Annotated in this window: 19 protein-coding genes; 3 read left to right on the top strand and 16 right to left on the bottom strand. The window is 42.9% G+C overall.

Going from position 1 to position 24495, the window contains the following annotated elements; genetic code table 11:
• Nucleotides 1–44 precede the first annotated feature (44 nt).
• The 3 genes from MMB75_RS06200 to MMB75_RS06190 all read right to left on the bottom strand — a co-directional run bounded on the left by MMB75_RS06200 (nucleotide 45) and on the right by MMB75_RS06190 (nucleotide 4732).
• Complete coding sequence (locus MMB75_RS06200) at nucleotides 45–1766, bottom strand: ABC transporter ATP-binding protein (protein ID WP_277507315.1); 1722 nt, start codon at nucleotides 1764–1766, stop codon at nucleotides 45–47.
• Nucleotides 1766–3604 (bottom strand): ABC transporter ATP-binding protein, encoded by a 1839-nt coding sequence (locus MMB75_RS06195; RefSeq protein ID WP_277507216.1) that lies wholly within the window; start codon nucleotides 3602–3604, stop codon nucleotides 1766–1768. Before MMB75_RS06195 ends, MMB75_RS06200 begins: the two co-directional genes overlap by 1 nt.
• A gap of 138 nt (nucleotides 3605–3742) precedes the next feature.
• The gene (locus MMB75_RS06190) at nucleotides 3743–4732 is read right to left on the bottom strand and encodes a helix-turn-helix transcriptional regulator (RefSeq protein ID WP_019687376.1); all 990 of its coding nucleotides are present in this window, start codon (nucleotides 4730–4732) and stop codon (nucleotides 3743–3745) included.
• A 702-nt stretch (nucleotides 4733–5434) separates the two neighbouring features.
• On the opposite strand from MMB75_RS06190, the gene MMB75_RS06185 reads away from it, so the two are divergent.
• On the top strand, nucleotides 5435–7396 hold the full coding sequence (locus tag MMB75_RS06185; RefSeq protein WP_016820761.1) for an endonuclease MutS2: 1962 nt from the start codon (nucleotides 5435–5437) through the stop codon (nucleotides 7394–7396).
• A 117-nt stretch (nucleotides 7397–7513) separates the two neighbouring features.
• Here the strand turns inward: MMB75_RS06185 and MMB75_RS06180 are convergent, their stop codons facing one another.
• From MMB75_RS06180 to MMB75_RS06160, 5 genes are all read right to left on the bottom strand, one after another.
• Nucleotides 7514–8419 carry an ROK family protein gene (locus tag MMB75_RS06180; RefSeq protein WP_045244521.1) on the bottom strand — a complete coding sequence of 302 codons (906 nt, stop codon included), beginning with the start codon at nucleotides 8417–8419 and terminating at the stop codon, nucleotides 7514–7516.
• A 57-nt stretch (nucleotides 8420–8476) separates the two neighbouring features.
• Nucleotides 8477–9283 carry an HAD family hydrolase gene (locus tag MMB75_RS06175; protein WP_257125906.1) on the bottom strand — a complete coding sequence of 269 codons (807 nt, stop codon included), beginning with the start codon at nucleotides 9281–9283 and terminating at the stop codon, nucleotides 8477–8479.
• A gap of 473 nt (nucleotides 9284–9756) precedes the next feature.
• Entirely contained in the window at nucleotides 9757–10977 is a 1221-nt protein-coding gene (locus MMB75_RS06170; protein WP_016820758.1) for an MFS transporter, read from the bottom strand.
• 33 nt (nucleotides 10978–11010) lie between these two features.
• Nucleotides 11011–12012 (bottom strand): ROK family protein, encoded by a 1002-nt coding sequence (locus MMB75_RS06165; RefSeq protein WP_045244519.1) that lies wholly within the window; start codon nucleotides 12010–12012, stop codon nucleotides 11011–11013.
• A gap of 243 nt (nucleotides 12013–12255) precedes the next feature.
• A complete protein-coding gene (locus MMB75_RS06160; RefSeq protein ID WP_045244518.1) occupies nucleotides 12256–13212 on the bottom strand; it encodes a tyrosine-type recombinase/integrase in 957 nt (318 codons plus the stop codon).
• A gap of 781 nt (nucleotides 13213–13993) precedes the next feature.
• On the opposite strand from MMB75_RS06160, the gene MMB75_RS26195 reads away from it, so the two are divergent.
• Together MMB75_RS26195 and MMB75_RS06150 are read left to right on the top strand one after the other, a co-directional pair.
• Nucleotides 13994–14173: a hypothetical protein gene (locus tag MMB75_RS26195; protein WP_481857088.1), complete on the top strand. Its 180-nt coding sequence runs from the start codon at nucleotides 13994–13996 to the stop codon at nucleotides 14171–14173.
• Between the two features lie 319 nt (nucleotides 14174–14492).
• The gene (locus tag MMB75_RS06150; protein WP_007432475.1) at nucleotides 14493–14660 is read left to right on the top strand and encodes a hypothetical protein; all 168 of its coding nucleotides are present in this window, start codon (nucleotides 14493–14495) and stop codon (nucleotides 14658–14660) included.
• 80 nt (nucleotides 14661–14740) lie between these two features.
• Here the strand turns inward: MMB75_RS06150 and MMB75_RS06145 are convergent, their stop codons facing one another.
• The 8 genes from MMB75_RS06145 to MMB75_RS06110 all read right to left on the bottom strand — a co-directional run bounded on the left by MMB75_RS06145 (nucleotide 14741) and on the right by MMB75_RS06110 (nucleotide 24485).
• A complete protein-coding gene (locus MMB75_RS06145) occupies nucleotides 14741–15787 on the bottom strand; it encodes a FecCD family ABC transporter permease (protein ID WP_025364994.1) in 1047 nt (348 codons plus the stop codon).
• Between the two features lies 1 nt (nucleotide 15788).
• A complete protein-coding gene (locus MMB75_RS06140) occupies nucleotides 15789–16853 on the bottom strand; it encodes a FecCD family ABC transporter permease (RefSeq protein WP_019687384.1) in 1065 nt (354 codons plus the stop codon).
• Between the two features lie 230 nt (nucleotides 16854–17083).
• Nucleotides 17084–18064, bottom strand: coding sequence for an ABC transporter substrate-binding protein (locus MMB75_RS06135; protein WP_025364995.1), 981 nt, complete (start codon nucleotides 18062–18064; stop codon nucleotides 17084–17086).
• Nucleotides 18065–18101: 37 nt separating this feature from the next.
• Entirely contained in the window at nucleotides 18102–19817 is a 1716-nt protein-coding gene (locus tag MMB75_RS06130) for an ABC transporter ATP-binding protein (protein ID WP_025364996.1), read from the bottom strand.
• A 32-nt stretch (nucleotides 19818–19849) separates the two neighbouring features.
• Nucleotides 19850–20857, bottom strand: a complete 1008-nt coding sequence (locus MMB75_RS06125; RefSeq protein ID WP_257125907.1) for an ABC transporter substrate-binding protein — start codon at nucleotides 20855–20857, stop codon at nucleotides 19850–19852.
• Nucleotides 20858–21078: 221 nt separating this feature from the next.
• Nucleotides 21079–21999, bottom strand: a complete 921-nt coding sequence (rbsB, locus tag MMB75_RS06120; RefSeq protein ID WP_165080682.1) for a ribose ABC transporter substrate-binding protein RbsB — start codon at nucleotides 21997–21999, stop codon at nucleotides 21079–21081.
• Nucleotides 22000–22033: 34 nt separating this feature from the next.
• Nucleotides 22034–23002 carry a ribose ABC transporter permease RbsC gene (rbsC, locus tag MMB75_RS06115; protein WP_017427749.1) on the bottom strand — a complete coding sequence of 323 codons (969 nt, stop codon included), beginning with the start codon at nucleotides 23000–23002 and terminating at the stop codon, nucleotides 22034–22036.
• A 1-nt stretch (nucleotide 23003) separates the two neighbouring features.
• Entirely contained in the window at nucleotides 23004–24485 is a 1482-nt protein-coding gene (locus tag MMB75_RS06110) for a sugar ABC transporter ATP-binding protein (protein ID WP_045244513.1), read from the bottom strand.
• Nucleotides 24486–24495 lie beyond the last annotated feature (10 nt).

Raw genomic sequence — 24495 nt, 5'->3', positions numbered from 1 at the left:
CGGGGCGGTTTCTTAATGTTTGTATCCTGAGTTCATACAGACTATTACTCTCTTACCTCATGCTGTCTGTTCCACAATCGTGCATATAGGCCGTTGTTACCCAACAGTTCATCATGTCTTCCCTGCTCCACGACCCTTCCTTTGTCCAACACTACAATACGGTCTGCGTTTCGAATCGTTTTGAGCCGATGAGCAATCGCAATAACTGTTCGACCTTGTACAAGACGATTAATAGCCTGCTGAATATCCCTTTCATTCTCAGGGTCCAGCGAAGACGTAGCTTCATCTAGCAAAACAATCGGCGAATTTTTAAGTATAGCGCGGGCAATGGATATCCTCTGTTTCTCACCGCCCGATAACGTACTGCCTCCCTCACCTACCCGGGTATCATATCCCTTGGGTAGCCTGGATATAAAATCATGGCAACAAGCTTGGCGAGCAGCAGCTTCGATTTCTTCCTGTGTAGCATCGCTTTTGCCAAATCGAATATTGTTCGCAATGGTATCTTGAAACAGATATACATCCTGGAACACCATAGATATCTTGCGCAATAGCGCTTCCGTATTCATCTGTTGTATGTTGTTTCCACCTAATAGCACGCTGCCCTGATCCGGGTCGTAAAAGCGGGCAATCATCCGCAATACCGTACTTTTTCCGCTGCCGGAGGGTCCTACTAGTGCTGTGAAAGAACGAAACGGTATAGACATACTCACATTCCGCAATACTGGCTGATCACCATATCCAAAACTTACGTTTCTTAGTTCAATATCGTGTCTCTCCGAAGGCAACTGGTCACCCGGCATCACTGGCTCGTTCAGCAATTGGACGATACGTTCACCTGCCTGCTCGTGGTATCTAAATTCAGCGAAGTTTACAAGTGCAGTGGTTAGGGGATCATAAATACGTGTTCCTACAATCAGAAAAGAAACAAACACAATAACATCCATCTGACCCGCCAGCAGTAGATATACACCGATCATAACCATCCACGTCAAGCCAGACCGCATGAAAGCAATAGCAGCCAATACAATCGGTCCTAACAACCCTTCAATACGGATGCTGTGCCGCATCAGTTCTCTAAACGCAAGCTCCAGCCGGACAAAACGCTCACCAGTTAGCTGGTAGGCTTTAATCACCCGAATACCATTTAAATACTCCTGTAGACGATTCGCAGCATTGATTTTGGCACGCATATGATTGGCCCCCAGCCGCCGCTGGATACGGGAAGTAAGCAATACCAACAAAATGGCCACCGGAAAAGCAGCAAACAATGCCAGCGCCATCCGCCAATCTAAAAAGGATAATCCAATTAATGCCAGAAGCGGCATCGTCACCGCCCCGATCATCTGCGGCACCAAATGGGAAATCCCATGTTCCACCATTGTAAAATCACCCATCATCATATTGGCTAGGTCACCGGGATCGCGTTTGTTCAGAAATCCCAGAGATAGTCTACGCAAATGCTCAGCTAGACGCGACCTCCCGGTTACCGAGGCATCATAGGCTCCACGGTATTGGGAACGATAGGCCGGAATCTCACACAGAAACAGCAGAAGTAGTGACAGGAGCAGACCTCCACTAATCCACCATAAGCCAGCAGATTGGAGCGAAGCTCCCGGATGGATGAAAGGCTCGAAAATCAGACGGGCCGCCCCTACCAGCAAGGCAAAAGGAACCAACCCTGCGATATTGGCTAAGGTTGTGTATAATACCGGTTTTAACAGTACCCTTGGATTTCCAGCCGTGATACTTTGCAACATTCTCATCATTGAGCCGCCTCCTCTTCCCGTGCCCCAATCTGCCATTGTCCGACATCCGTATAGGCCTGCCATAAGTGGGCATACAGGCCGTTTACTTCCAGCAACTCACTGTGCTGACCCCGTTCAGCAATACGTCCTTCCTGAAGCACCAGAATCTGATCCGCATGCTGAATAGTAGACAAACGGTGTGCAATAACAATAACCGTCTTGTTTTTCATTAGTTCTTTTAATGCCAGCTGCATTTCATATTCATTTTCAGGATCAGCAAATGCCGTAGCTTCATCCAATACGAGAATAGGTGCATTTTTGAGAATGGCACGTGCTACCGCAAGTCGCTGCTCTTCTCCGCCCGATAGGTATACCCCTCCAGCTCCGATGAGCGTATCATAGCCGTTCGGCAGCTTACAAATGAACTCATGACACTGTGCTGCCTTTGCAGCCGCTATAACCTGCTCCATAGAAGCCTTCGCATCACCTACGGCAATATTGTTAAATACGGAGTCATAAAACAAAAAAGTTTCCTGAAATACAAAAGCAACCGTATCCATCAGGTTAGATGTGCTCATCAGGCGGATATCGGCCCCACCAATGCGGACTGCACCTTTCTGTACATCCCAAAAACGCGGCACCAAATTGGCGATCGTCGATTTACCGGAACCAGACGGGCCGACTAAAGCGGTCATTTTCCCTTGTCTTGCCGTAAAAGTGATATTAGACAGCACATAGGTCGATGGATTGTCATCTCCGTCCTCATGCTTGTTAACCTCTTCTGTGTTTCCATAGGAAAAGAAAACTTGCTCGAACTGCACATCATAAGTAGTCGGCTTTTGCGGATGTGCTGGCTCTTGTATTGCAGGTTCTTTAAAAATACGGTCAATCCGATCAACGCCTTCATTAATATCACGCATTGAAGACATGAGATGCATAATTTTAAACATGGGTGCTGACACCCCGGGGGCCATTACCAGAAAAAATAGTAACACCGAGGCAAATGCAACATTCTGCGGGTTACCACTCAACAGGTATACACCGACAGGAAGTACAAAAGCAGCGAATGAGCCAATAATTACCTTAAAGACGAGAAAACCAGTTTCAAATTGGTCAGTGAATCTCATGCAATATTCACGATAATGCACCATATCGGAATAAAACTTACGAAACGAATGCACCGTCTGTCCAAACACCTTGATTGCGGGTATACCACGGACATACTGCACAGCCGATCCGTTTAGACGTTCCAGTGAGTTGTAATATTCCTTGATGTTATCCTGTGTTTTGGAGCCACCGATCAGCGTCATTTGAACGGTGAAAGCAAGCAGAATCGGCACGATACAAGCAAACGCCAACCATATATTCAAGCTAAACATGGTGACAATCATCACTACTGCTGTCACGATAACCTGCACCAGATCCGGTAATTGGTGAGCGACAAACATCTCTACTTTTTCCACATTTTGCTCCAAAGTCTTTTTGACAGCCCCCGTGGAAGTGCCATTAAGCCATCCTAAGGGGAGTTTACCGATGTGCGCAGACAGCTTGACGCGTAAGCCGTATAAAATACGGAAAGCCGCAATATGTGAGATAAGCCCGCCGATGTACATTGTAATAAGGCTGGCTAATAAACCTGCTAAAGCAATCAGTCCCCATTGAATCATCAATGGCCCGTCTGCTGTTGTAGGTTGTGCAGCGTGCTCAAGTAGCTCCTTGAGTACAAAATAAACTGAAGCATAAGGCACCAGCATGAAAATGGCACTTAAACCGGAAAATAAAGCGGAAACAGCAAGTAATCCGCGTTTTTCCCCAGCGATTTGAAGTAATCGGGCAATGCCCGTTTTTGGTTGCATGAATCATTTCTCCTTTCCAAATACGGCAGTTGCAGAATGCTTGAGCCTGTGTCTATTGTAGGCCCACATTCTGCTTCCTACCGCCAATTCCGGGAGAAACATCACCACTGGAAGGAGAGTTTTATAAAGATGAAGGTTTTATAAGGAGCATAAATTCTTATTTTTTCGGTAGGCACTTGGATTGTAGCCATATGTTTTACGGAATAGTGCGGCAAAATGACTAAAGTTACTATAGCCGACTATCGCTGACGCTTCACTGACTGAAATCTGCTCCTGTTCTAGCAGTTGCTTGGCTTTTTCCAGTCTCTGCTGGCGCACAAAGCCAAATACTGTTGTGCCGAATAGCTCTTTAAAGCCATTTTTCAGTTTTTGCTCATTAATATGTACCATCTGTGCCAACCGAATCAGACTGGGAGGCTGCACCAGTGTACGGAGTAAAATGTCTCGCGCCTCGTGAATACATTGCACATCAGTGGGTTTAATTGTCATAGAAAGTTTAGGTGGAGAAGTGCGTATTTCTTGCAAAAACAGAGCCATCAATTCCAGCGTCTTGCTCTCCAAGAAAAGCTGACGGGTTATGCCCTCATAAGAATGAGATGACAATTCCTGAGCAATAGCCCGCATATCAGGAGTAATCAACGCTTCTATGCAAGCAAAAGACTGCTCCAAACGAATACCCAGTTCCTGTAGTAACTCTTGCCATAGCAATGGATTAAAACGCAGCTCTAGATGATTCATCACATTACTAGCTGCTATCTCTGCGTGAATCTTCACATCATTCATGTAGACGAGCTGTACATGTCCCCCGTGCTCACGATCTGAACGAAAATCATCCACAGACCAAGTGGCGGAATAATCGATGTTTAGTGCCAACTCCAGATAAGGCTTATCAATTCTTCTTGATATCTGGACTGGCTCATGAAATAACATTTTGCTTTGTGATAGCTCAAGGCCATTGCGCAAAAAATGTGTTCGATGTATTCCGTCTCCCCACTTTTCGGGTATCTGATAAAAATGTTCGTGCTGTATTCCTGCTGGAGTGGAGCTATTTTCATGAATCATTAAGTTGGAATCGATTATCTGATTAAAATATTCATTAAAAGTAGACGGTGAAGTTTGTGTCTTCATCTTGTCATCACTTCCTTCTTATAGCTGGATTCGCAGTACATACGAGTTTCATTCACCATTACAATTATAATGATTATCATTCTCAATTAAAGATGATAATCATTCATCGAGTAGTTAGTTTACATAATATATATTACATAAACCCTTTATCCTCATGGTCACTTTTACATCGAATTGAAGAAGTCGCCCTTGACTTCGTTACCTGTCTGATCGTATATTATGGATAGATCTTCAATTAAGGGAGAGATTTTAATGTCGGTGAACGTTCTTAACTAAGCAATTGCATATTCAGGGAAGACCATCAGGCGCTTGTACCCTTTAGGGACAGGTTTGTTTCTTGCTGAGTTTTTACCCTGGTATTAGTTAAGAACATGCGGATATCATAAATCGCCTTAGGGATTATTTTCATCTAGGCCTTATTCCGTGCTGTGTTCAGCACGGTTTTTTTGTTTCCAACTTTTGTGAACTCCTTTTACACGTTTTTCTATTCATAAGCCAATGAACTGATATGTTGGTTGGCCTGTGGATTAAAACGCAGAATTGATGAGAGCACATGCTGGATTATAGGCTTATTTGATGATACACTCCCTCTCCCTTAAAGGGCGGAGAATGAACGTTTTGTTCATTCTCCGCCCTTTTTTTGTTTTTCAGAAAGGTTTTAAAAAAATCCTGTCAATACACAACTAAAGGAGAGATTTATCCATGAATGAAACTACAATGTTGCGTTTGGAATATGATCAGATTAAAACAAGAGTGTCTGAATGTGCTTTTTCATACCTAGGTAAGCAGCATGCCGCTTCCATGCAGCCAATTACAGATATCCGTACAATCAAAATTCGTCTTAACGAAACGAGCGAAGCTTTACAGCTCATTCGCCACGGAGCTAGCGTACCTGTTCCTTCATTGGAAGGAATGGAGCACATTCTGCACCTCTTGGGAACTGGCTATATGTTCAGCGAGCGTGATTTTTCTCATTTGGCCCAATTCATCAGAAGCTGCATGCAGCTGATGAAATATATGCATGCCAAGGCGGATTCAGCTCCAACCGTCAGTGCTTATGCCTCTTCCATGTATGGCATGGAGTCACTCCTATCCGAAATCGAGAGATGCATTTACTCGGGTCGAGTAACGGATAATGCCAGTAAAGAACTAGCTAAAATTCGCAAAAAAATTGCAGTTACTGAAGAACGTATCAAGAGGAAACTAGATTCTCTTATCAGCCGTCACCGATCCATCATGCAGGAAAATATGATCAGTCAGCGCAATGGCCGTTACGTCCTTCCGATCAAAAAAGAATTCCGCAAACAGGTGAAAGGCAATGTACTGGATGAGTCAGGTAGCGGTCAGACCGTCTATGTGGAACCTGCCGAGATCATAAATCTGCAATTCGAACAGAGCGCAAATATGGCAGAAGAATCAAAAGAGGAAATGAAAGTGCTAGGAGACCTGACCGCAATGGCTGAGTCATACAATCGTGAACTAAGCATTAATACAGAGACGGTAGGCATACTGGATTTTTTATTAGCTAAAGCCAAATACGCTATGACTCTGGATGCTGTCTCTGTCGAGCTTAACGATGATGGGATAATAGATATCTATGGTGCACGTCACCCATTGATGGCCCATACTATGGTGCCGCTTGATTTCTCAATTGGTGAAGGTTATTCTTCACTTATTATTACCGGGCCGAATACAGGCGGAAAAACGATGGCTCTCAAAAGCGTAGGTTTGTTAACACTCATGGTGCAATCCGGCCTGCTGGTACCTGTTTTGCAAGGTAGCCGAATGGCTGTATTCGAGGACATTGTGGTAGACATCGGGGATGGCCAAAGCATTGAACATGCTTTGAGCACCTTTTCTGCTCATATTCGCAATATGATTGGCATTTTGGAAACGGCAGGCAGCTCTACTCTGATCCTGATCGACGAAATGGCCTCTGGCACTGATCCGGGAGAAGGCGTAGGCCTATCTATCGCGCTGCTGGAAGAATTTCATCGTCGCCGTGCGACAGTAGTGGCTACCACGCACTTTAGCGAAATCAAGCATTTTGCTGAAAACACACCGGGGTTCCAAAATGCTCGTATGGAGTTTGATACCGAAACGTTGCAACCCTTGTACCGACTTCGCATCGGCGAGGCCGGGGAAAGCTACGCATACGCAATTGCTTTGAAGCTAGGCATGTGGACTCGCATTATCGAGCGTTCTGAGGCCATTTCTGCTGGAAGAACGTCTCAGGATGCACAGGAGTTTTTGGTTATTCCCCCTTCTTTTGATGATAAAAAGTCTGACGATGTATTTAAACCTGCCTCTAAAAAAGCATCTACAGACCGCACAGTCGCAAAACAGGGAAAACAAGAGCACCCGCTCATAACCAAGCCATTTGCTCTTGGAGATAGTGTTTATGCCAGCTACCTAGATCGAACCGGTATTGTTTACAAAACCGAGGATGAACGAGGCAATGTTGGAATTTTGATTCAAGGACAAAAACTGATCATAAACAAAAAGAGGCTCACTCTTCACATCGCTGCAACAGAATTGTATCCTGACGACTATGATTTAGATATTGTTTTAGAAACAAAGGAAAACCGCAAAAAACGGAAGCTTCTAACGCGCAAGCATGTTCAGGGGCTGATAATTGAATCTCCCCCGGAAAATGAAAAATAAGTTGCTTTGAAATGTTATACGTATCAAACAAATAAACATAATATATATTATGTAAACTAACAAAAGAAAAAAGGCGTGTCTTAAGTTCAAGGCACGCTCTTTTGCTTTTATTTTATCTTATACCTCAAGATGGTGTGACTGCATGTAGTTGTATATAGCACCTAGCAAATTCGCTTCATTGCCTAACTTACTTTGTTCAATATCTGCACGCACAAAATTTAAGATCGAATGCAGGTAAAGTTTCTCTAATTCTTCTTTAATGGTAGCAACCAGCAAAGGATTGGCAGATATGCCTCCCCCGATCACAAACTTTTGAGGGTCAAGAATTGTTTGTAAATTAATAATTTGTGTTGCGATGTTCCTACAGTATTCTTGAAAAATCTTTTGTACCGTGTGATCACCTTCTTCAATAAGCTTGAATACTTTTTCACCTGTTATAGCATCTTCAGGAAGTCCTTTAGCCTTGGCAACAGTTTTAGCTAAAACAGAACTACTCCCTTGCATACCAAGCAGATAATCAACATTGTCTGCATGCTCATTGTTAGTTCTGATGAAGGAGAATTCCCCAGCCGATAAATGATGGCCTTTTAGCAATTTCCCTTGAGAGATGATTCCACCGCCCATTCCTGTTCCAACTACCAAAACAACACCATCAGCGATCCCCTGTAGTGAGCCGCGCCATACTTCTCCAAGAGCTGCACACTTCCCATCATTTTCAATAGCTACAGGCAAATGAAACGCTTTCTTGAAAACTTCGATCATATTGATATCGTTTATATACCTTAACGAACCACCATGCACCATATGACCAGTGACCGAGTCCACAATACCTGGCATGCTGACGGCTACTCCTTCACATTCATCTATAAACTGATTATGAATTTGCTTCAAGACTATAAGCAGATTCTCTAGTGAATCTAATGGTGTAGCAACTTTACCTTTCGTCATAAATTTATCTTGAAAATATAAACTGAATTTAATAAAAGATCCACCAATATCAAAAACCAGTATTTTATTTTTCATGCTGCTTATAGTCCTCTCATTGGGTAGTGTGAAATCTCTTAATAACGATAATTAATATTAATGCTTTTGTAAATCCATCATTTTCTTTATCGTTAATAACACACCGTTCTCTTCATTGGATTTGGTGATAAAACTTGCTGCATTTTTAGTATTCTCACAAGCATTTTTTACAGCAAAACTGTATTTGGCAATACTCATAAGCTCCACGTCATTTTCACCATCTCCAAAAGACATGGTTTCGTCCATAGTAACACCCAATATCTCTTGGAGTTTTCTTACCGTCTCCCCTTTATGGGTATGAAGGGCTGTAATATCCAGCCAATTTGCTTCAGAATCTACAATATAAATTTGGTCTAGCAGCGTCTTTTCAACATGTTTTCTTAAAATGGAACTTCTACCTGATGGATCGTAAACAGTTATTTTAAGAAAGTTGCTATTTATTTGATCAAACGAATCAATCTTCAGCACTTCCTTGTAGGAGCCCTTCACAATCTTGTAATATTCCTCTTGAATTTGAGAGTGGACATAGGCTGCTTCAGTTGTACATGCGATGATAATAAAATCCTTAGCGAAAGCTTCAATTTGACTGATCGCTTGTAATGCCAAATTACGTTCAATTGTAAACTCTTTTACAACAACTCCATCCCTTTTAATACGAGTAGCACTGTCTCCCAAAATCCAGATTCCTTTTCCGGGCTCATCAAACAACTCTTCTACTCTTTCACATTGCTTACCTGTACAAGCAACAAAGGCGATATTATTTTCTTTCATCTCTCCGTACACCTGATTAAATAATTCAACATCAAAAGTACCACTATTGTTTAGAAAAGTACCATCCAAATCACTTACTACCAGTTTAAACATAAATAAGCCTCCCTTAATTGTTAGAGTTTCCTACCTGTCAGTTCATACTTACGGTTTTTTATGTTCTTTCCAGGGCTCAATATCAAAGTCTCTATTAACCTAAGACATTTTCAATCCCCACATTGTCCCACTCCCTTGTATTCGTATCTCGACCTTTAGCAAAACCTATCCAATGTAATGGGCTCGAAACAGATTCGATTCACTTCATAAATCACTTAATTAAACATGTTAATAAAGGGAGTAAAAAAAGCATCTTTATTAAGTGGATACAAAGCTACTCGAAAAAATCATCGATGGAGCGGTAAGGCTTTACTTCTATAGGATCTCTTGATAACACTAAACAACAATACGTTCCCCCCCATATAACTAAACATAATAAAATGAGTGAGATCATAGGGTACTCTCCTTTCTCTTTTAGGTTATATATTTACTTTAGCCGATGAAACGCGTTTCAGGTCAAGTTGTAATTTGTCTTAACTCTTCAAAATTTTCTTCTTCAGTATCCGATTCACTTGTTCTGAACTGAGTAGCATAAAAAGAAGGAACACAACGACTGCAACTGGGAAAAAATGAATACTTACCTGTGAAGCTATAATCCCAAAAATGGGCGGGAGCAAAGTCGTTCCTGTATAAGCAACTGCCATTTGATACCCCATGAGTTTAGCGGAATTTTCCTTACCAAACCGTGTTGGTGTTTCATGAAGAAGTCCAGGGTAAATCGGCGCAAGCCCTAAACCAATAAGAATAAAACCGGGTAATAAAAAGGCAACAGGCAAAGGAAGCAACAAAATGAGTCCTCCTGCAACAGCAGTAAGTTGGCCAATTCGGATTAGCATACCATTATTTATTTTTATAGTTACAAACCCCGTAATAAGCCTGCCAACCGTGATTCCACCATAGTATAAAGATATCCAACCAGCAGCAGTGTCGGCTGTGATGTTCCTTGCGCTTACCAAATAGCTGGCTCCCCATAAGCCCACCGTGGCTTCCACACCACAATAAAACAAAAAAGCAATGAGCGTGTTCTTAACTCCTTTCATTCGAATTGGATTTTGTTTGGGTATGTTCTCAACTTGTACGATATTGTCATCCATCTGTGAGTAGTCTGATGGGGATTCAGAAATAATGGGATTTTGTATCGCGGTAACACGTTTCCATAATGGCAGTGTAATGAGCAAAATAATAACAAGGCCCCACTGAATCATGGATACGGCTGTGTAGCCACTTCTCCATGAATTGTAGTTCGAAATGTAGAAAGACATAATTATCGGCCCCATGGTAGCTCCAACTCCCCAAAAGCAATGCAGCCAACTCATATGATGTGCCTTATAATGAGTAGCCACATACTGATTGAGTGCTGCATCAACAGCTCCCCCGCCAAGACCAAGAGGAATTGCTAATAGTACAAGCCAAAATAATGAAGGCGCAAAAGAAAATCCAAGTAACGCTCCTGCAGTCAAAAAGCAGCTCATTAGAGTAATCTTACCTGTGCCTATTTTTTCAATGATACTTCCGCTAGCTAGACTTGATACAATGGTTCCGCCTGCAACGACCATGGATACTATTCCAGCTGACCCAAAAGCTGCCCCAAGTTCCGGCCACATCACAGGCCATGCTGCCCCAAACAGGGAATCCGGGATTCCCAAGCTAATAAACGCTAGATAAATAATAATCAGAAACCAGGTTGCCAACATTCCTTTCCTCCTCTGCTCAATACGATGATGTCATTATTTAAAGACAATAATAGGACGTTCTAATTCTTTTAGAGTTAACCCTCTCAACCCTGTTTTAAAATCTTCATAAAATAAATCTGAGAGAACAATGTCAGGATACAAAGGCATCTCATGCTTAGCTTTGTAGGCTTCCAAAAAATGATAGAAAGCCTCTTCTTCTATATTCTCTCTATAGACCACAATTTGATTAGGATCGAATACAGACTGTAATATTTGAATAATTTCACATACACTTTTGAAAAAAACTTCTCTTCCCTTGCTTTCATCCCAAACTATAGACGGAAGGAATTTGATTTCACCAGCCAATCCATGCTTGCCCTTTAAAACCCCATTACGCAAATAAATTCCCATCCCCGGTGGTGAATTTTCAGGAAAATAGACAGCCAGCACACATTGATCTTCATCGATCTGTTCTCTGTAAACGTATCCACATACAGCCGCATTTACATCATTCTCCACAATAACTGGTAAACCAAATTGGCTCTGCACATCCTCTGCCAGCCGAATTCCATTCAACCTTTCATGACTGCTGACTGTAATCTCTCCATCTACAGATTGTCCCGGGATTCCAATACCAATAACTTTAATGGAGGGATAAAGAGAAATGATATCTTGAATTATGGAATAAAATTGTGTAGCATCAAAAATTTGAAAGGGATGTTCTTCTTTCATGAGGACGTTCTCGTTTAAATTAACTACCGTGGTCGATACTACATCCATTCCTTGTTTTTCATTAATGTGTATAATCAGTGCCAGACTATACTCATAATTAAAACGATAGGTTAACGCATGTCTACCACCATTTGAAGGAACGATTTCATCTTCAAAAATTTCTCCATTATTAAGCAATTCCTGCATAAGAGTGTTGATAGTCACCACACTTAAATCAGTCAATGCGGCCAGTTGGGGCTTTGTGGCCTTGCTAACCTGCTTCAATACTTTGCGAACCAGATTCAAGTTTATTTCTTTAATTAAATTTGTATTGGCTTTCCCCATACAGTGCTCCTTTGTTTACAAAATTAGTGAGACCACTTCATAAACCATATTTATAAAGTGATCTCACTAATCTTGTAGCAAAATATTACCTTTGTCAAGACCATAGGATACTGGCTATTAAATAAGAACGTAAAATCATGGTTACAATTTACAATTCAAGTTTTAATTCTTCTAACTGATTTACATAATAATATTTATGTAAACTCAATTTATTTCATTATACAATACACTCGTGAAACATACTTACAATCCCGTTATTGGGATCTGAATATCCAGCTTATCCATCGCTTTTTCTTTTTCTCGATCTGTAACATGAGTATATACCGTTGTCGTTTGGATGGATGAGTGCCCTAATAGCTCCTGTACGGTACGTAGGTCTGCTCCTTTACGTAATAGCATCGTCGCAAATGTATGTCGCAGCTTATGGCTGGAATAAGCCTCCCGACGTTCTATACCCTTTTCTTGCTGGAATCGTTCAAACGTTTCTGTAGCAATCTGTTGAATAGAACGCACTGCCAGACGTCGGCCTTTTTGGGATACGAACATCGCGTCTTCTTTACCTCTCCACGGCGTCAATCTTTCCTCCAACGCTTGCTCTATAAAATCACATACAGCCGTTGGTACTGGCAGGGTACGCCATTTACGCCCTTTACCGAACACATCTAATGTGCGTCTTTCTCGGCTGTAATCCGAGACATTCAAAGAATGGACCTCCCCCACCCGCAATCCCATGTAGACCATGAGCAGAAAAATAGCCATATTACGATTTGCATATTTCCCTTCCACCGCAAGCAAAAATGGCTGAATGTCCTTCTCATCCAGATAAACGGGCATACGATTCTTTTCAGTCTTTGCTTTTTTAATTCCCGCTGCCGGATTGGTGCTGCATAATTCAAATTCCTGTAGCGCTCTAAAAAAACTATTCACCGCAGCATGCTTCCGGTTCCGCGTACTATCTCCGGCGCCTCCCTCCCGCGCTTTAGATAAATATGACATCACATGAATCTTTTTCACCTGGTCGAGTGGTTTATCACGCAATGTACGTAAAAACTGTTTTACATCCCCTGTGTAATTCTTTTGCGTATGTATCGTATATCCGGCATCCTTCATCCAGATCAAAAATGCTTCCAGCTCCTCATTATACACTTCATCAATTTCGTCTATAGTATCCAGATCCATATGACGCAGTTCTTTTTTCATCGTGCTTGCCTCCATTCAGTTCAAAATCCGAAAAATGCTGTAAAACGATCATTTTCGTCTGATTTTTATCGACAATTCAATCGACATCTTATGCAGGAGAGCATCTAAAAGTCGTTTTAAACCTAAACTGCGTATAATTTATATTATACGCAGTTTTTTTGAGCTCTTTTTAAGTATAAATAAAGCGTGTCTCTCTTGTCCAGTCTATGTAGTTACCCTTTTTTATTCATCCGATTATACAGCAGGCCGAACTGGTCTGCCTGATGACAAATTTCTGCTGGACGCCTACATGTCTTATCATTTAAACTATTAAAAATTAATTTTTGAAAGAGCGGCATTACAGCGAAAACATGGGGCTCCATCGCCCCATCTTACAATGAAGTACAAGCATCATTTTCTGCCAGCTATAATTTCGTTTATATACTACATAATAATTATTATGTAAACTAATACTGGAGGATGATTGTATGATTAACAAATTGCACTGGTTGCCGGTCGGTCAGCTTGATATTGATCGCTCCTCGCTCAACCATCATGCACAGCCCGGTGAACTGGTGCGTCTGCAAATCTGGTCGTATCTGCTGGAGACAGATCACGGTCCGATCCTCATAGATACCGGTATGCCAGATTCGTTTATCGACAACCCAGATTATTTTAAAAATACACCGTTTGAAGGACGCTTCATCCCCCGTATGACAGCCGATGATAGTATCGTGGCAGTACTGGATCGGATCGGATCGGCTATCAACCAGACGATATTCATGCCATCGTTATCTCCCATATGCATATGGATCATGCCGGAGGCAATCCGCATTTTCCGAATACACCGATTTATGTGCAGCAGACCGAAGCAGACGCTGCGATCGGTAATCTAGAGTATGCGCCGCCGGAATTCAGCCGGTATATCCACAATATAAATAATGATAAATGTTGTAGCCTCTTATTCTTTTCTTCTCATTAGGTAGTTGTAACCTTTGCAGTTTTGATTGGCTCCTCACCACAGCTTCCAGCAAATTGATAAGTGATTCCATATATATGAAGCTAATTGTCCCTAATCTCCTGTTATCGCCAGCATAAGGAAGTATATCTAAGAACTCATGGGGTGAGTAGCTGTCGACACGGTATGGATGATGAGGATAAGTATTTTGCTGTCTCGTTCCGTTTTCCCTTGATCATCCAGCACGATATACTTAAAGAAGTCGAAAGGCAACCTTATATTCAGTCTATGCTTATTTCTAAAATGTAGATTTATTCATGACAAAGGGAGTGTTCATTTATTTATGAGTACCGAAATGCTGGAACGTCGAAGTGAGATTTTAAAACGAAACATTCATCAGCTGCTGGTTCAGGAAAATCAACACGGTGTGACACGGCAGGAAAATTACACGTTGCATAAAATGATCAGAGAGTTACATCAAACCTCTCATGCCTTGAATACTTCCCGTTGAGATGAAAGGCTGCTACAAAAAATAAAAAAATAACCTTCAGTTCCACTTGCCTAGTGGTGTTGAAGGTTATTTTTTATTTTTTATCCTTTTGAGCGACTCAGCAGATATAAGAAGTATGGCGCACCTATGATGGCAACAATTAATCCTGTCGGAATTTCTTTCTGTAAAGGTAAGGCTCGTGTGATCGTATCCGCTACGAGTACCAGAAGTGCTCCGACTAAAGCACACGTTACAAGCAACATTTTATGCTTCGGACCCACCAGCTTTCTTGCCAAATGTGGAGCTACCAAACCGACAAAACCGATCCCACCACTAACCGACACACTTGAACTAGCCAGTCCGACCGCAGCCGCGAGGAGAAGAATACGTTCCTTTTCGATAGGTGTACCTAACCCGGATGCCGTCTGATCCCCCAAATTAAGCACATTCATAACATTTGCTTTATAGTATGCGAAAGGAAGCAATACAATTAGCCAAGGCAGCAGAGCCATTACGAATTTCCAATTTGAACCCCATATGCTTCCTGCCAACCAATTAGCTACAAACGTGTAGCTTTCAGGTGTTAACTTAAGAGTCATAATGATCATGGCAGCACTGATACCCGCCGCTACCCCAATTCCGCTCAGCAATAGCCTTGTCGGAGAAATACCTTCGCCTTTTTTGTAAGAAAGAGCATAAATCAGAATAGCAGCCGCTCCCGATCCAATGAGTGCAAGAGCGGGAAGTAAAAATAATGAATTCATCGTTTGCATCGATGGGAAAAGCAGTACAAACAGCATAACCATCAGCCCGGCACCTGCATTAATCCCCAGAATACCAGGGTCCGCTAGGCTGTTACGCGATACCCCCTGCATGATGCAACCGGAAACAGCCAAACCTGCGCCGATCAGAATGGAAATAACCATTCGCGGCAACCGGAATTCAAAGAGAATTAATTCCTGCTGTGGAGTCCCTTGTCCGAACAAGGTTCTAAAAAGCTCCATTGGCGAAAGCCGGATCGTTCCCGTATTCGCGCTTATGGTGAATGCAGCAACGAGCAATACAAGCAAAATGATAACAACGACCCAATCATGGATTTTTTTACGGTGACTTGCTTTGGCAATAGCGCCATTCGTAACGTTACTCATCTTACAGTGCCCTCCTTTCTTTACGTGCCAGATAAAGGAAGAATGGAACACCAATTAAGGCAATAAGTACGCCCACTGGTGTTTCCTCAGGTGCGTTAATCATACGGGCCGCCAGATCGGCAAAAACGATAAGTAAAGCTCCCATAATAGCCGAACAAGGAATAATCCAGCGATAATCGACCCCAACCAGTTTGCGCGTGATGTGGGGAATAATCAACCCTACGAACCCTATGGAACCAACCAACGATACCGCGGCACCCGCCAGGATCAATACGAGAATCATACCGGCAACCTTTACCATCCCAGTTCGCTGACCAAGACTCAATGCAATTTCGTCTCCTAGGCTAAGTAACGTAATGGAGCGTGATAACATGAGAGCACCGATAAAAGCTGCCACAACCCATGGAACAACAATGCCTAGCTGAACCCACTTGGTCCCACTAAGTCCTCCAGCGTACCAAAAGGCCAAATCCTGTCCAACATTAAAGTATAAACTGATCGTATCACCTAAGGCAGACAGCAATGCCGTGACAGCTGCACCCGCCAATACAAGACGAACTGGTGTAATACCTGATTTGGAAATAGCGCTTGTACCATAGACCATCACAACCGCCAAGGCTGCACCTACAAAAGAATACAACATTAACTGCAAAAAGGAAGTACCCGGAAAAAGAGCAAAGCAAATCGCCATCGTCAAACTGGCGCCCGAATTCAGCCCAAGCAAGCCAGAGTCCGCAAGCGGATTGCGGGTCATTCCCTGCATAATGGCCCCTGCTACGGCAAAACAAACTCCGATTAACACACCACCCAGAATTCGAGGTAGACGGATTTCCCATATAATTTGATGGTTTTGCAGCTCTGGATTAAAATGAAAGACGGCGTTCCAGACCTCTTCCAGTTTGATTGAGGCTGCACCAAATGATAAAGAAAGAGCGATACCGAACGCTAACAGTGCTAATCCGGCTGTCAGGATAAGCGAAGCCGCCCATGGCCGCGAGTGGAATTGAGTCGGCGGCTGATTGTGATTACTTTGAGCAGGACTATCCGAAGATTCTGATAATTTCATAACTATGGTTCACCCTTACTGTTGAATAGTATGTAGGCTATCACGAAAACCTGTAGTGGAGATGATGTTTGATAATGAGAATTATTATCATGCAATCTTTACTATTGTAAATTAATGTGGCAACGGCTTCAATAGCAAAATTTCGACGATTCTCTAATGCCCTGCTATTTTGTGAAAAAACAAAGCCCTCCGGCAAAAATACCAAAGGGCTGCCAACATTACCGAAACCATTACTTCTGTGAGGCGTTTTCTTTATTCCGCTGGACGATCATATCTGCCAATTCTTCAGCTTGTCCCATAATAGCGATAGGATCGAAGTACCAGTATCGATCCTCCTGAAGCTCAAAAACCTTCCCATTCCGGACTGCACTTAGTGATTTCCATATGCTGTCTCCTTCATAACCGCTCAAATCCTTGTTAACCGTCAGAAAAATGTAAGAGCCAGCATATTGATTAATAACTTCCTTGGAAATTGACTTCCATTGAGTCTCGCCTAATAGTTCTTTTTGGACAAGTGGTGGAGGTGTCAAATTCAATCCTCTATAAACCGCCTGTCCTCCTCTGCCAAAATTATCACCGTATACATAGTATTCTTTATCTGTGGCTTCCATTACTGTGAAAGTATCCCCGGGTTGAACAATTCCCTTTAATTTGTCACGTGCAGCTTGCAATCGCTGGTCGTATTGGGCAAGCCATGTTTTGGCTTCCTGTTCTTTTCCCAGCAGCTCACCAAAAGCTGTCAGTTCCTCATGCACATTCTTGTATGTTCCATAAGGGATGACTATCGTCGGAGCAATTTTACTATATTTTTCATATTCAGAAGCATCCTTGGAACCAATCAGAATCATATCCGGCTGTAGAGCCAATACTTTTTCAATGGATACACTACCGCGGTCTCCAATGCTTGCAATGCCTTGTACAAGATCCTTTGAAAACGGATTATCCAGATAATATTTAACACTTCCCACAGGTTTAATTCCTAATGCTAATAAATCATTCTGGTACATATCTACTACAATCTTCTGAGGATGAATCGGAATCTGAATATCCCCATGAATCGTCTTAACTGTTTTCGTTGCAGCTGACTTTGATTCACCAGAAGCTTGATTTTGCTTTTCGTCTGGCTGATTTACCTTTCCACTACAGGCGCTAAGAATGACAATGACTGACAAAAGCATCGTCACAATCCACATTTTCTTTGTCAAACTCATTCATTCCTCTCTCTATTTACGAAGTCGCAATTGACTCTTACGTTCCATACTGAGCTTGGTGCAGGCGGCTATATGCACCTTTTACAGCCATTAATTCTTCATGTTTTCCTTGCTCGACAATCCCCTGATCTGCAACTACAATAATACGGTCAGCATTTTTGATCGTTGCCAGACGATGGGCGATCACGAGTGTCGTGCGACCTTGAGATAGCTCTGTCAGGGCTTGCTGAATTGCAGCTTCTGTCTCTGTATCCAATGCCGATGTCGCTTCATCCAAAATGAGAATTGGCGGATTTTTCAGAAACATCCGGGCAATGGATAAACGTTGCTTTTGACCACCGGACAGCTTTACGCCTCGCTCACCGATCATCGTATCCAGCCCCTCTGGATAGGATCGAACAAGTTCTTCAATCTGGGCTCGACGGGCAGCATCCCAGATTTCGTCTTCTGAAGCATCAAGTTTGCCGTAAGCGATATTTTCACGAATCGTTCCATCAAAAAGGAATACATCCTGCTGTACGATTCCAATCATGGACCGCAGCGAATCCAGTTTCATTTCACGGATATCCATGCCATCAATCTTAATGCTGCCTTCCTCGACATCATAGAAGCGTGGCAGCAAGCTGCAAAGTGTCGTTTTGCCTGCTCCTGAAGGACCCACAAGAGCTACAGTTTCTCCCGCATGAATAGCAAGGTCCACTTTGCGCAGTACCTTGTCTTTGTTTTCATAGCCAAACGTTACACCTTCAAATTGAATATCTCCGTTGAGATGCTTAACGGTCTTCGCACCTGGAAGATCCTCTACGTCAGATTCACTTTCCAGCAAATCCAAGTAACGTCGGAAGCCGGCAATTCCTTTGGGATACGTTTCAATGACAGAGTTAATTTGTTTGATGGGTGCGAGGAATACATTGGACAGCATTACAAATGCGATAAATTCCCCATAGGACATCTGCCCCTTAATAACAAACCATGTTCCACATACAAGCACAAACAAAGAGACCAGTTTCATCAGAATAAAGCTAATTGAAGAATTCCACGCCATAATGCGATATGCGATCAGCTTTGTTTTACGAAACCGTCCATTATTCTCAGCAAAACGATCCATTTCATGTGCTTCGTTGGAAAACGCTTGAACAACACGAATACCGCTAACGTTATTTTCAATCCGGGCGTTGTAATCCGCAATATCAGAAAACATACGATGGAATGCAGCATTCATTTTGCGACTAAAATACAAAGACAGGTAGATCATCAGTGGAACAATAATGAATGTCAGCACAGCCAGCTTCCAGTTAATGCTGAGCATGATACCGAAAGCCCCGCCCAGAGTCATCAGTGCAATGAACAAATCTTCTGGTCCGTGGTGGGCAATCTCTCCAATATCCATCAGATCGTTGGTCATACGGGAGACCAGATGGCCTGTTTTGTTATTGTCAAAAAAGCGAAAGGATTGCTTTTGTACTCGATCAAACAGCTTTTTACGCATATCTGACTCAATGTTAATCCCCAGCTTGTGTCCCCAATAGGTAACGACATAATTCAATCCGGCGCTTACGACATAAATCCCAAGCAAAGATAAACAGGCAAATAAAATCCATTTCCAATTTCCACTGGGTAGCAAATCATCAACTACCCGATTGACTGCAAGTGGAAAAGCCAGTTCCAGCAGTGCAGCTAGTATGGCGCAAGTAAAATCAATGATAAACAAAGTCCGGTAGGGACGGTAATATTCAAAAAATCGTCTTAGCATAAGACTTCTCCCTTCCTATTTAAATGAGCTGATTATTTAGGTTCGACGGAAAACATGTTAACGGCCTCACCCAGTGATTGATCGATAGCCAGTGGTGAGTAGGTAAACCAAGGATCGGCCTTGATGAAATACACTTTGTGGTTTTTGACAGCCGGGAGATTTCTCCACAGCGCACTTTGTTCAATTTCCTTCAACATTCCGTCCTTAGTCGCTTCATCGTAAACCAGCATAATAATACGATCTCCTGACAGTTCAGGCAGTTTTTCCATCGAAATGCTATCGTATACAAAGTTATACTTCGGGTCCTTTGCGAGCTTCTGACGTATGTACTCTGGAGGATTCAATTCCAGTGAACGGTAGATGACATGTCCTACATTTCGCGCCCCGTACACTCTCAGCACGTCCTTACCGTAGGTCATATAAATGGTAATCGTTTCATCTTTCTTGAATTTTCCAGCCATCTTTTTTCGACCTTCTTCAGCCTTTTTGTCAAAACTAGCAATCCACTGATCGGCTTCCTTGTCCTTACCTAGTACGGCTGCGACATCCCGCAGCTGCTTAAATACATCTCCATCTCCAAAAGAAACGGCTACGGTTGGAGCAATCTTCTCCAGCTGCTCCCTCACTTCTGGCGAGGTATCTTCTGTTGCTATAATCAGATCAGGTTGTAGCTCTAATACCTTTTCCACATTTGTCGGATTCCCAATATCAGCAATCCCGTCAATCTTACCTTTCAAATAGTCGCCTTCTAACACATGAGAAGCAGCCCCTACTGGTTTAACACCTAAAGCCAGCATCGCATCCAAATATTGTGTCGTGACAACCCGCTGTGGATTTGCAGGGATACTGATCTTTTTGCCAGTGGCATCAACATATTCTCGCGTGGCAACTGATTTGGATTGCCCGTTAAGGGCATCCGTTCCACTCTTGTCATTGGTCTGGTTACTACTTGCTGCATTTCCGCATGCAGCCAATACAACCATCAAAAAAACGGCAAAATCAAGCATAATTCCTCTTTTTAATCTGTTCTTTTGTTGCACAATATACGTCCTCCTTAGATATATGCCTTCATAAAATGATAGTGATTCTCATTATCATACAAGTGTTATTCTATCTTTTACCGTCTCTTCTTACAATACAAAAATTAAAAACTTCCATTTATGTGTATATATCGTCTTGGCAAAATATCCAAAAAAAAGAACTGATGCGTTATTCTTTGCATCAGTTCGAATGCTTCATAGGTTGGTTCCCATGCCCATTCCTATTTGGATTGATCCACTAACTCCAGTTTGGCGGGAATCGATGTTTTCACGGTTTTACCTTGAAGTACATCCTTGGCTGCTTGCACTGCCAATTGTCCAATCAACTCAGGTTGCTGAGCCACGGTGGCTGTTAGTTTCCCTTCCTTAATTGATTTAAGCGCATCCTCGTTACCATCAAAACCGATGACTGGAATTTTCTTACCAGAGCTTTGAATGGCTTCAATCGCTCCCAACGCCATTTCATCATTGTGGGCAAATACCGCCTGAACATCCGGGTTGCCTTGCAGCAGGTTTTCCATCACATTCAAACCTTTGGTCCGATCAAAATCAGCCGACTGCTTGGCGATGACCTTCAGGTCCTTATCTGCCACTTCATGGAAGCCTTTCCCACGTTCACGGGTAGCCGATGCGCCTGGAACGCCTTCCAACTCAATAACCTTGGCACCTTTTCCGACTTGATCAATCACGTATCTGGCAGCCATCCGTCCTCCCTCGACGTTGTCTGAAGCGACTAGCGCTTTCACATCACCTTTGTCAGCGGAACGGTCCAGCGTAATTACAGGAATGTTCAAAGCATTCGCTGACTGTACCACAGTGGAGATAGCCGACGAATCTGTCGGATTAATGAGTAACGCATTTACTCCCTGTTGGATCAGATCATCCACATCATTACTTTGCTTCGCAGAATCATTTTGTGCATCGACCACAATAACCTGCAATCCTTGTTTTTTGGCCTCTGCAACAACTCCGTCTTTGAGGGAAACGAAGAATGGATTATTCAATGTTGAGATCGACAAGCCGATTTTAATGTCCTTCAGGTCTGCAGCCGCTTTAGGCTTCGCCCATTCGGGCGGTTCCAGGGAACACCCTGTCATGAGCAGGAGCAGCAAGGCCGTCATGATTAATGTAAGCTTTTTCATATTTGTGTGTCTCCTTCTATGCAGATTAGGTGTATTATGCGGATTTTTTACGATCAATCAATACAGCAATAGCAATGACAATTCCTTTTACGACCATTTGGTAAAAAGAGTTAACCCCCAGCAAATTCAAGCCGTTGTTTAGTGTCCCGATGATTAGCACACCAATTAATGTACCTACAATCCGTCCGCGTCCTCCCGAAAGGCTTGTTCCACCTAGTACGACAGCCGCAATGGCATCCAGTTCATAAGAAGCACCTGCTGTCGGCTGCGCTGAATTCAAGCGTGAGGTCAAGATAGCACCCGCCAATGCGGAAAGCATTCCCGCCAAAGAGTAAATCCAGATTTTTACACGTGGTACTTTAATACCTGAAACAATCGAAGCTTTCTCGTTGCCGCCGATGGCATACGTTTTGCGTCCGAAAGGTGTTTTATGCAGAATGATCCACAGAGCAGCAAAGGTAATGAGCATCGTAATCGCCGGGACCGGAATACCAAACTGATAACCACGACCGAATAATTGAAATACCAGACTATCTCCGAGCCCCGTAATAGGGTTACCGTTGGTATAAACTAATGTTAATCCTCTAAAAATAGTCATGGTTGCGAGTGTGGCGATAAACGGAGCCATTTTACCTTTCGTAATCATCAAGCCGTTGACCATTCCCATCACGCCACCCAATGCACAGCCAATGATAATCGCCAAAATCGGATCGAAGCCGGCCAACATCATATTTGCGACAAACGCACTGGATAGTGCTAATATAGAGCCAACGGACAAATCGATTCCGCCTGTAAGAATAACGAAGGTCATACCGAACGCAATCAACGCATTAATAGATACCTGGCGCAACAAATTCAAAATATTAAGCGGTTCCAAAAAGCTGGGATTTAAGGCCGATACAATGATCACCAAAATAATGAGCCCCAACAATGGGCCAAGCTTCTGTGTGATTTGTGATATTTGGATGCCTTTGCTACCTTTTGCTTCATTCATAGTTGTCATATTACTGTCCTCCTGTAGCTAGCGTCATAATATTTTCTTGTGTGGCTTCTTCCCTGCTTAGCTCTCCGCTGATCTTTCCCTCGTGCACCACGACAATACGATCACTCATGCCAAGTACCTCGGGAAGCTCTGAGGATACCATGATAATTGCGACTCCACGTTCGGTCAGTTCGTTCATCAACTGGTAGATTTCCCGTTTGGCTCCTACATCCACGCCTCTCGTCGGTTCGTCAAGAATGAGCACATTGGGACCGATACCTACCCATTTGGCAATAACCACCTTTTGCTGATTGCCACCTGACAAACTGCCAACCGTCGCTTCGGCTGATTGGGTTTTTATTTGTAAGCGCTTAATTAATGTATTAACAAAATCCATCTCTTTTTTGCCTGATATAAATCCTTTTGATGTAAAACTGAACAGATTCGTCAGCACCATGTTTTCCCGAATGGAAAAATCCAGCACTAAGCCCTCATCTTTTCGATCTTCTGTAATGAAGCCAATCCCTAGTTTCACTGCATCATCCGGCTTGCGAATAGACACCTTTTTCCCACGTACGTGTATCTCACCACGATCCAAAGTATCCAGTCCAAATAACGACCGCATGATCTCGGTCCGTCCCGAGCCCATCAAGCCCGAAAAACCTACAATTTCCCCAGAGCGCACTGTAAAATTCACATTTTCAAATAGACCTTTATGTGATGCGTTTTTGACCTCTAGCACCACTTCTCCCAAAGCAGGCGTTCTTACCGGGTAGCGTTCAGTCAGCTCTCTGCCAACCATTTTCCGTACAACCTCGTCAAAATTCGTATCGGGGATCGCTTGAGTATCTACGGTTTTTCCGTCACGCATAATGGTAATCCGATCACAGATCGCGAATATCTCCTCCATCCGGTGAGAAATATACACAATTGAAACACCATCTTTTTTCAAGGAAGTAATAACCTCAAACAGCTTTTGTATTTCCCGTTCGGTTAAGGCTGCTGTCGGCTCATCCATTACGATCACTTTGGCATCCGTTATGAGTGCTTTGGCTATTTCAATCATTTGTTGTTGACCCACTGAACACTCGCCTGCTTCACCGTTCAAAGGAAGGTTTACTGAAAGCTTGCTAAATTGTTCATTTGCTAGCGCTTTCATTTTAGAGCTATCTAGTAATCCCCACTTGGAAGTCATTTCCTTGCCGATAAATAGATTTTCCAGTACCGTCATCTCTGGCCATACATTCAGTTCCTGGTGAATAAAAGCAATTCCTTTTTGCTCCGCTTCCTTGGGGTTGGCAAAATAGGTTTCCTGACCGTCAATGATGATCGTTCCCTCATCGCGTCGATGCAGTCCGATTAAAATATTCATCAGCGTTGATTTGCCTGCACCATTTTCACCCATGAGGGCATGTACTTCTCCTTCACGGAGATCAAAGTCAACACCACTTAGTACCTGATTGGTTCCAAAGGCTTTGTGAATTCCTTTCATTTGAATCTGCATGCTATTCCCC

It is taken from the genome of Paenibacillus sp. P2(2022) (genome assembly GCF_029522175.1).
Classification (GTDB): Bacteria; Bacillota; Bacilli; order Paenibacillales; family Paenibacillaceae; genus Paenibacillus; species Paenibacillus polymyxa.
Note: the sequence above shows the minus strand (reverse complement) of the source record. Positions and strands in the feature narration are given on the sequence as shown.

Coding starts and splice junctions, on each gene's coding strand:
- MMB75_RS06200 (WP_277507315.1), bottom strand. CDS start 1,766: ATGAGAATGTTGCAAAGTATCACGGCTGGAAATCCAAGGGTACTGTTA.
- MMB75_RS06195 (WP_277507216.1), bottom strand. CDS start 3,604: ATGCAACCAAAAACGGGCATTGCCCGATTACTTCAAATCGCTGGGGAA.
- MMB75_RS06190 (WP_019687376.1), bottom strand. CDS start 4,732: ATGAAGACACAAACTTCACCGTCTACTTTTAATGAATATTTTAATCAG.
- MMB75_RS06185 (WP_016820761.1), top strand. CDS start 5,435: ATGAATGAAACTACAATGTTGCGTTTGGAATATGATCAGATTAAAACA.
- MMB75_RS06180 (WP_045244521.1), bottom strand. CDS start 8,419: ATGAAAAATAAAATACTGGTTTTTGATATTGGTGGATCTTTTATTAAA.
- MMB75_RS06175 (WP_257125906.1), bottom strand. CDS start 9,283: ATGTTTAAACTGGTAGTAAGTGATTTGGATGGTACTTTTCTAAACAAT.
- MMB75_RS06170 (WP_016820758.1), bottom strand. CDS start 10,977: ATGTTGGCAACCTGGTTTCTGATTATTATTTATCTAGCGTTTATTAGC.
- MMB75_RS06165 (WP_045244519.1), bottom strand. CDS start 12,012: ATGGGGAAAGCCAATACAAATTTAATTAAAGAAATAAACTTGAATCTG.
- MMB75_RS06160 (WP_045244518.1), bottom strand. CDS start 13,212: ATGAAAAAAGAACTGCGTCATATGGATCTGGATACTATAGACGAAATT.
- MMB75_RS26195 (WP_481857088.1), top strand. CDS start 13,994: ATGCATATGGATCATGCCGGAGGCAATCCGCATTTTCCGAATACACCG.
- MMB75_RS06150 (WP_007432475.1), top strand. CDS start 14,493: ATGAGTACCGAAATGCTGGAACGTCGAAGTGAGATTTTAAAACGAAAC.
- MMB75_RS06145 (WP_025364994.1), bottom strand. CDS start 15,787: ATGAGTAACGTTACGAATGGCGCTATTGCCAAAGCAAGTCACCGTAAA.
- MMB75_RS06140 (WP_019687384.1), bottom strand. CDS start 16,853: ATGAAATTATCAGAATCTTCGGATAGTCCTGCTCAAAGTAATCACAAT.
- MMB75_RS06135 (WP_025364995.1), bottom strand. CDS start 18,064: ATGAGTTTGACAAAGAAAATGTGGATTGTGACGATGCTTTTGTCAGTC.
- MMB75_RS06130 (WP_025364996.1), bottom strand. CDS start 19,817: ATGCTAAGACGATTTTTTGAATATTACCGTCCCTACCGGACTTTGTTT.
- rbsB (WP_165080682.1), bottom strand. CDS start 21,999: ATGAAAAAGCTTACATTAATCATGACGGCCTTGCTGCTCCTGCTCATG.
- rbsC (WP_017427749.1), bottom strand. CDS start 23,002: ATGACAACTATGAATGAAGCAAAAGGTAGCAAAGGCATCCAAATATCA.
- MMB75_RS06110 (WP_045244513.1), bottom strand. CDS start 24,485: ATGCAGATTCAAATGAAAGGAATTCACAAAGCCTTTGGAACCAATCAG.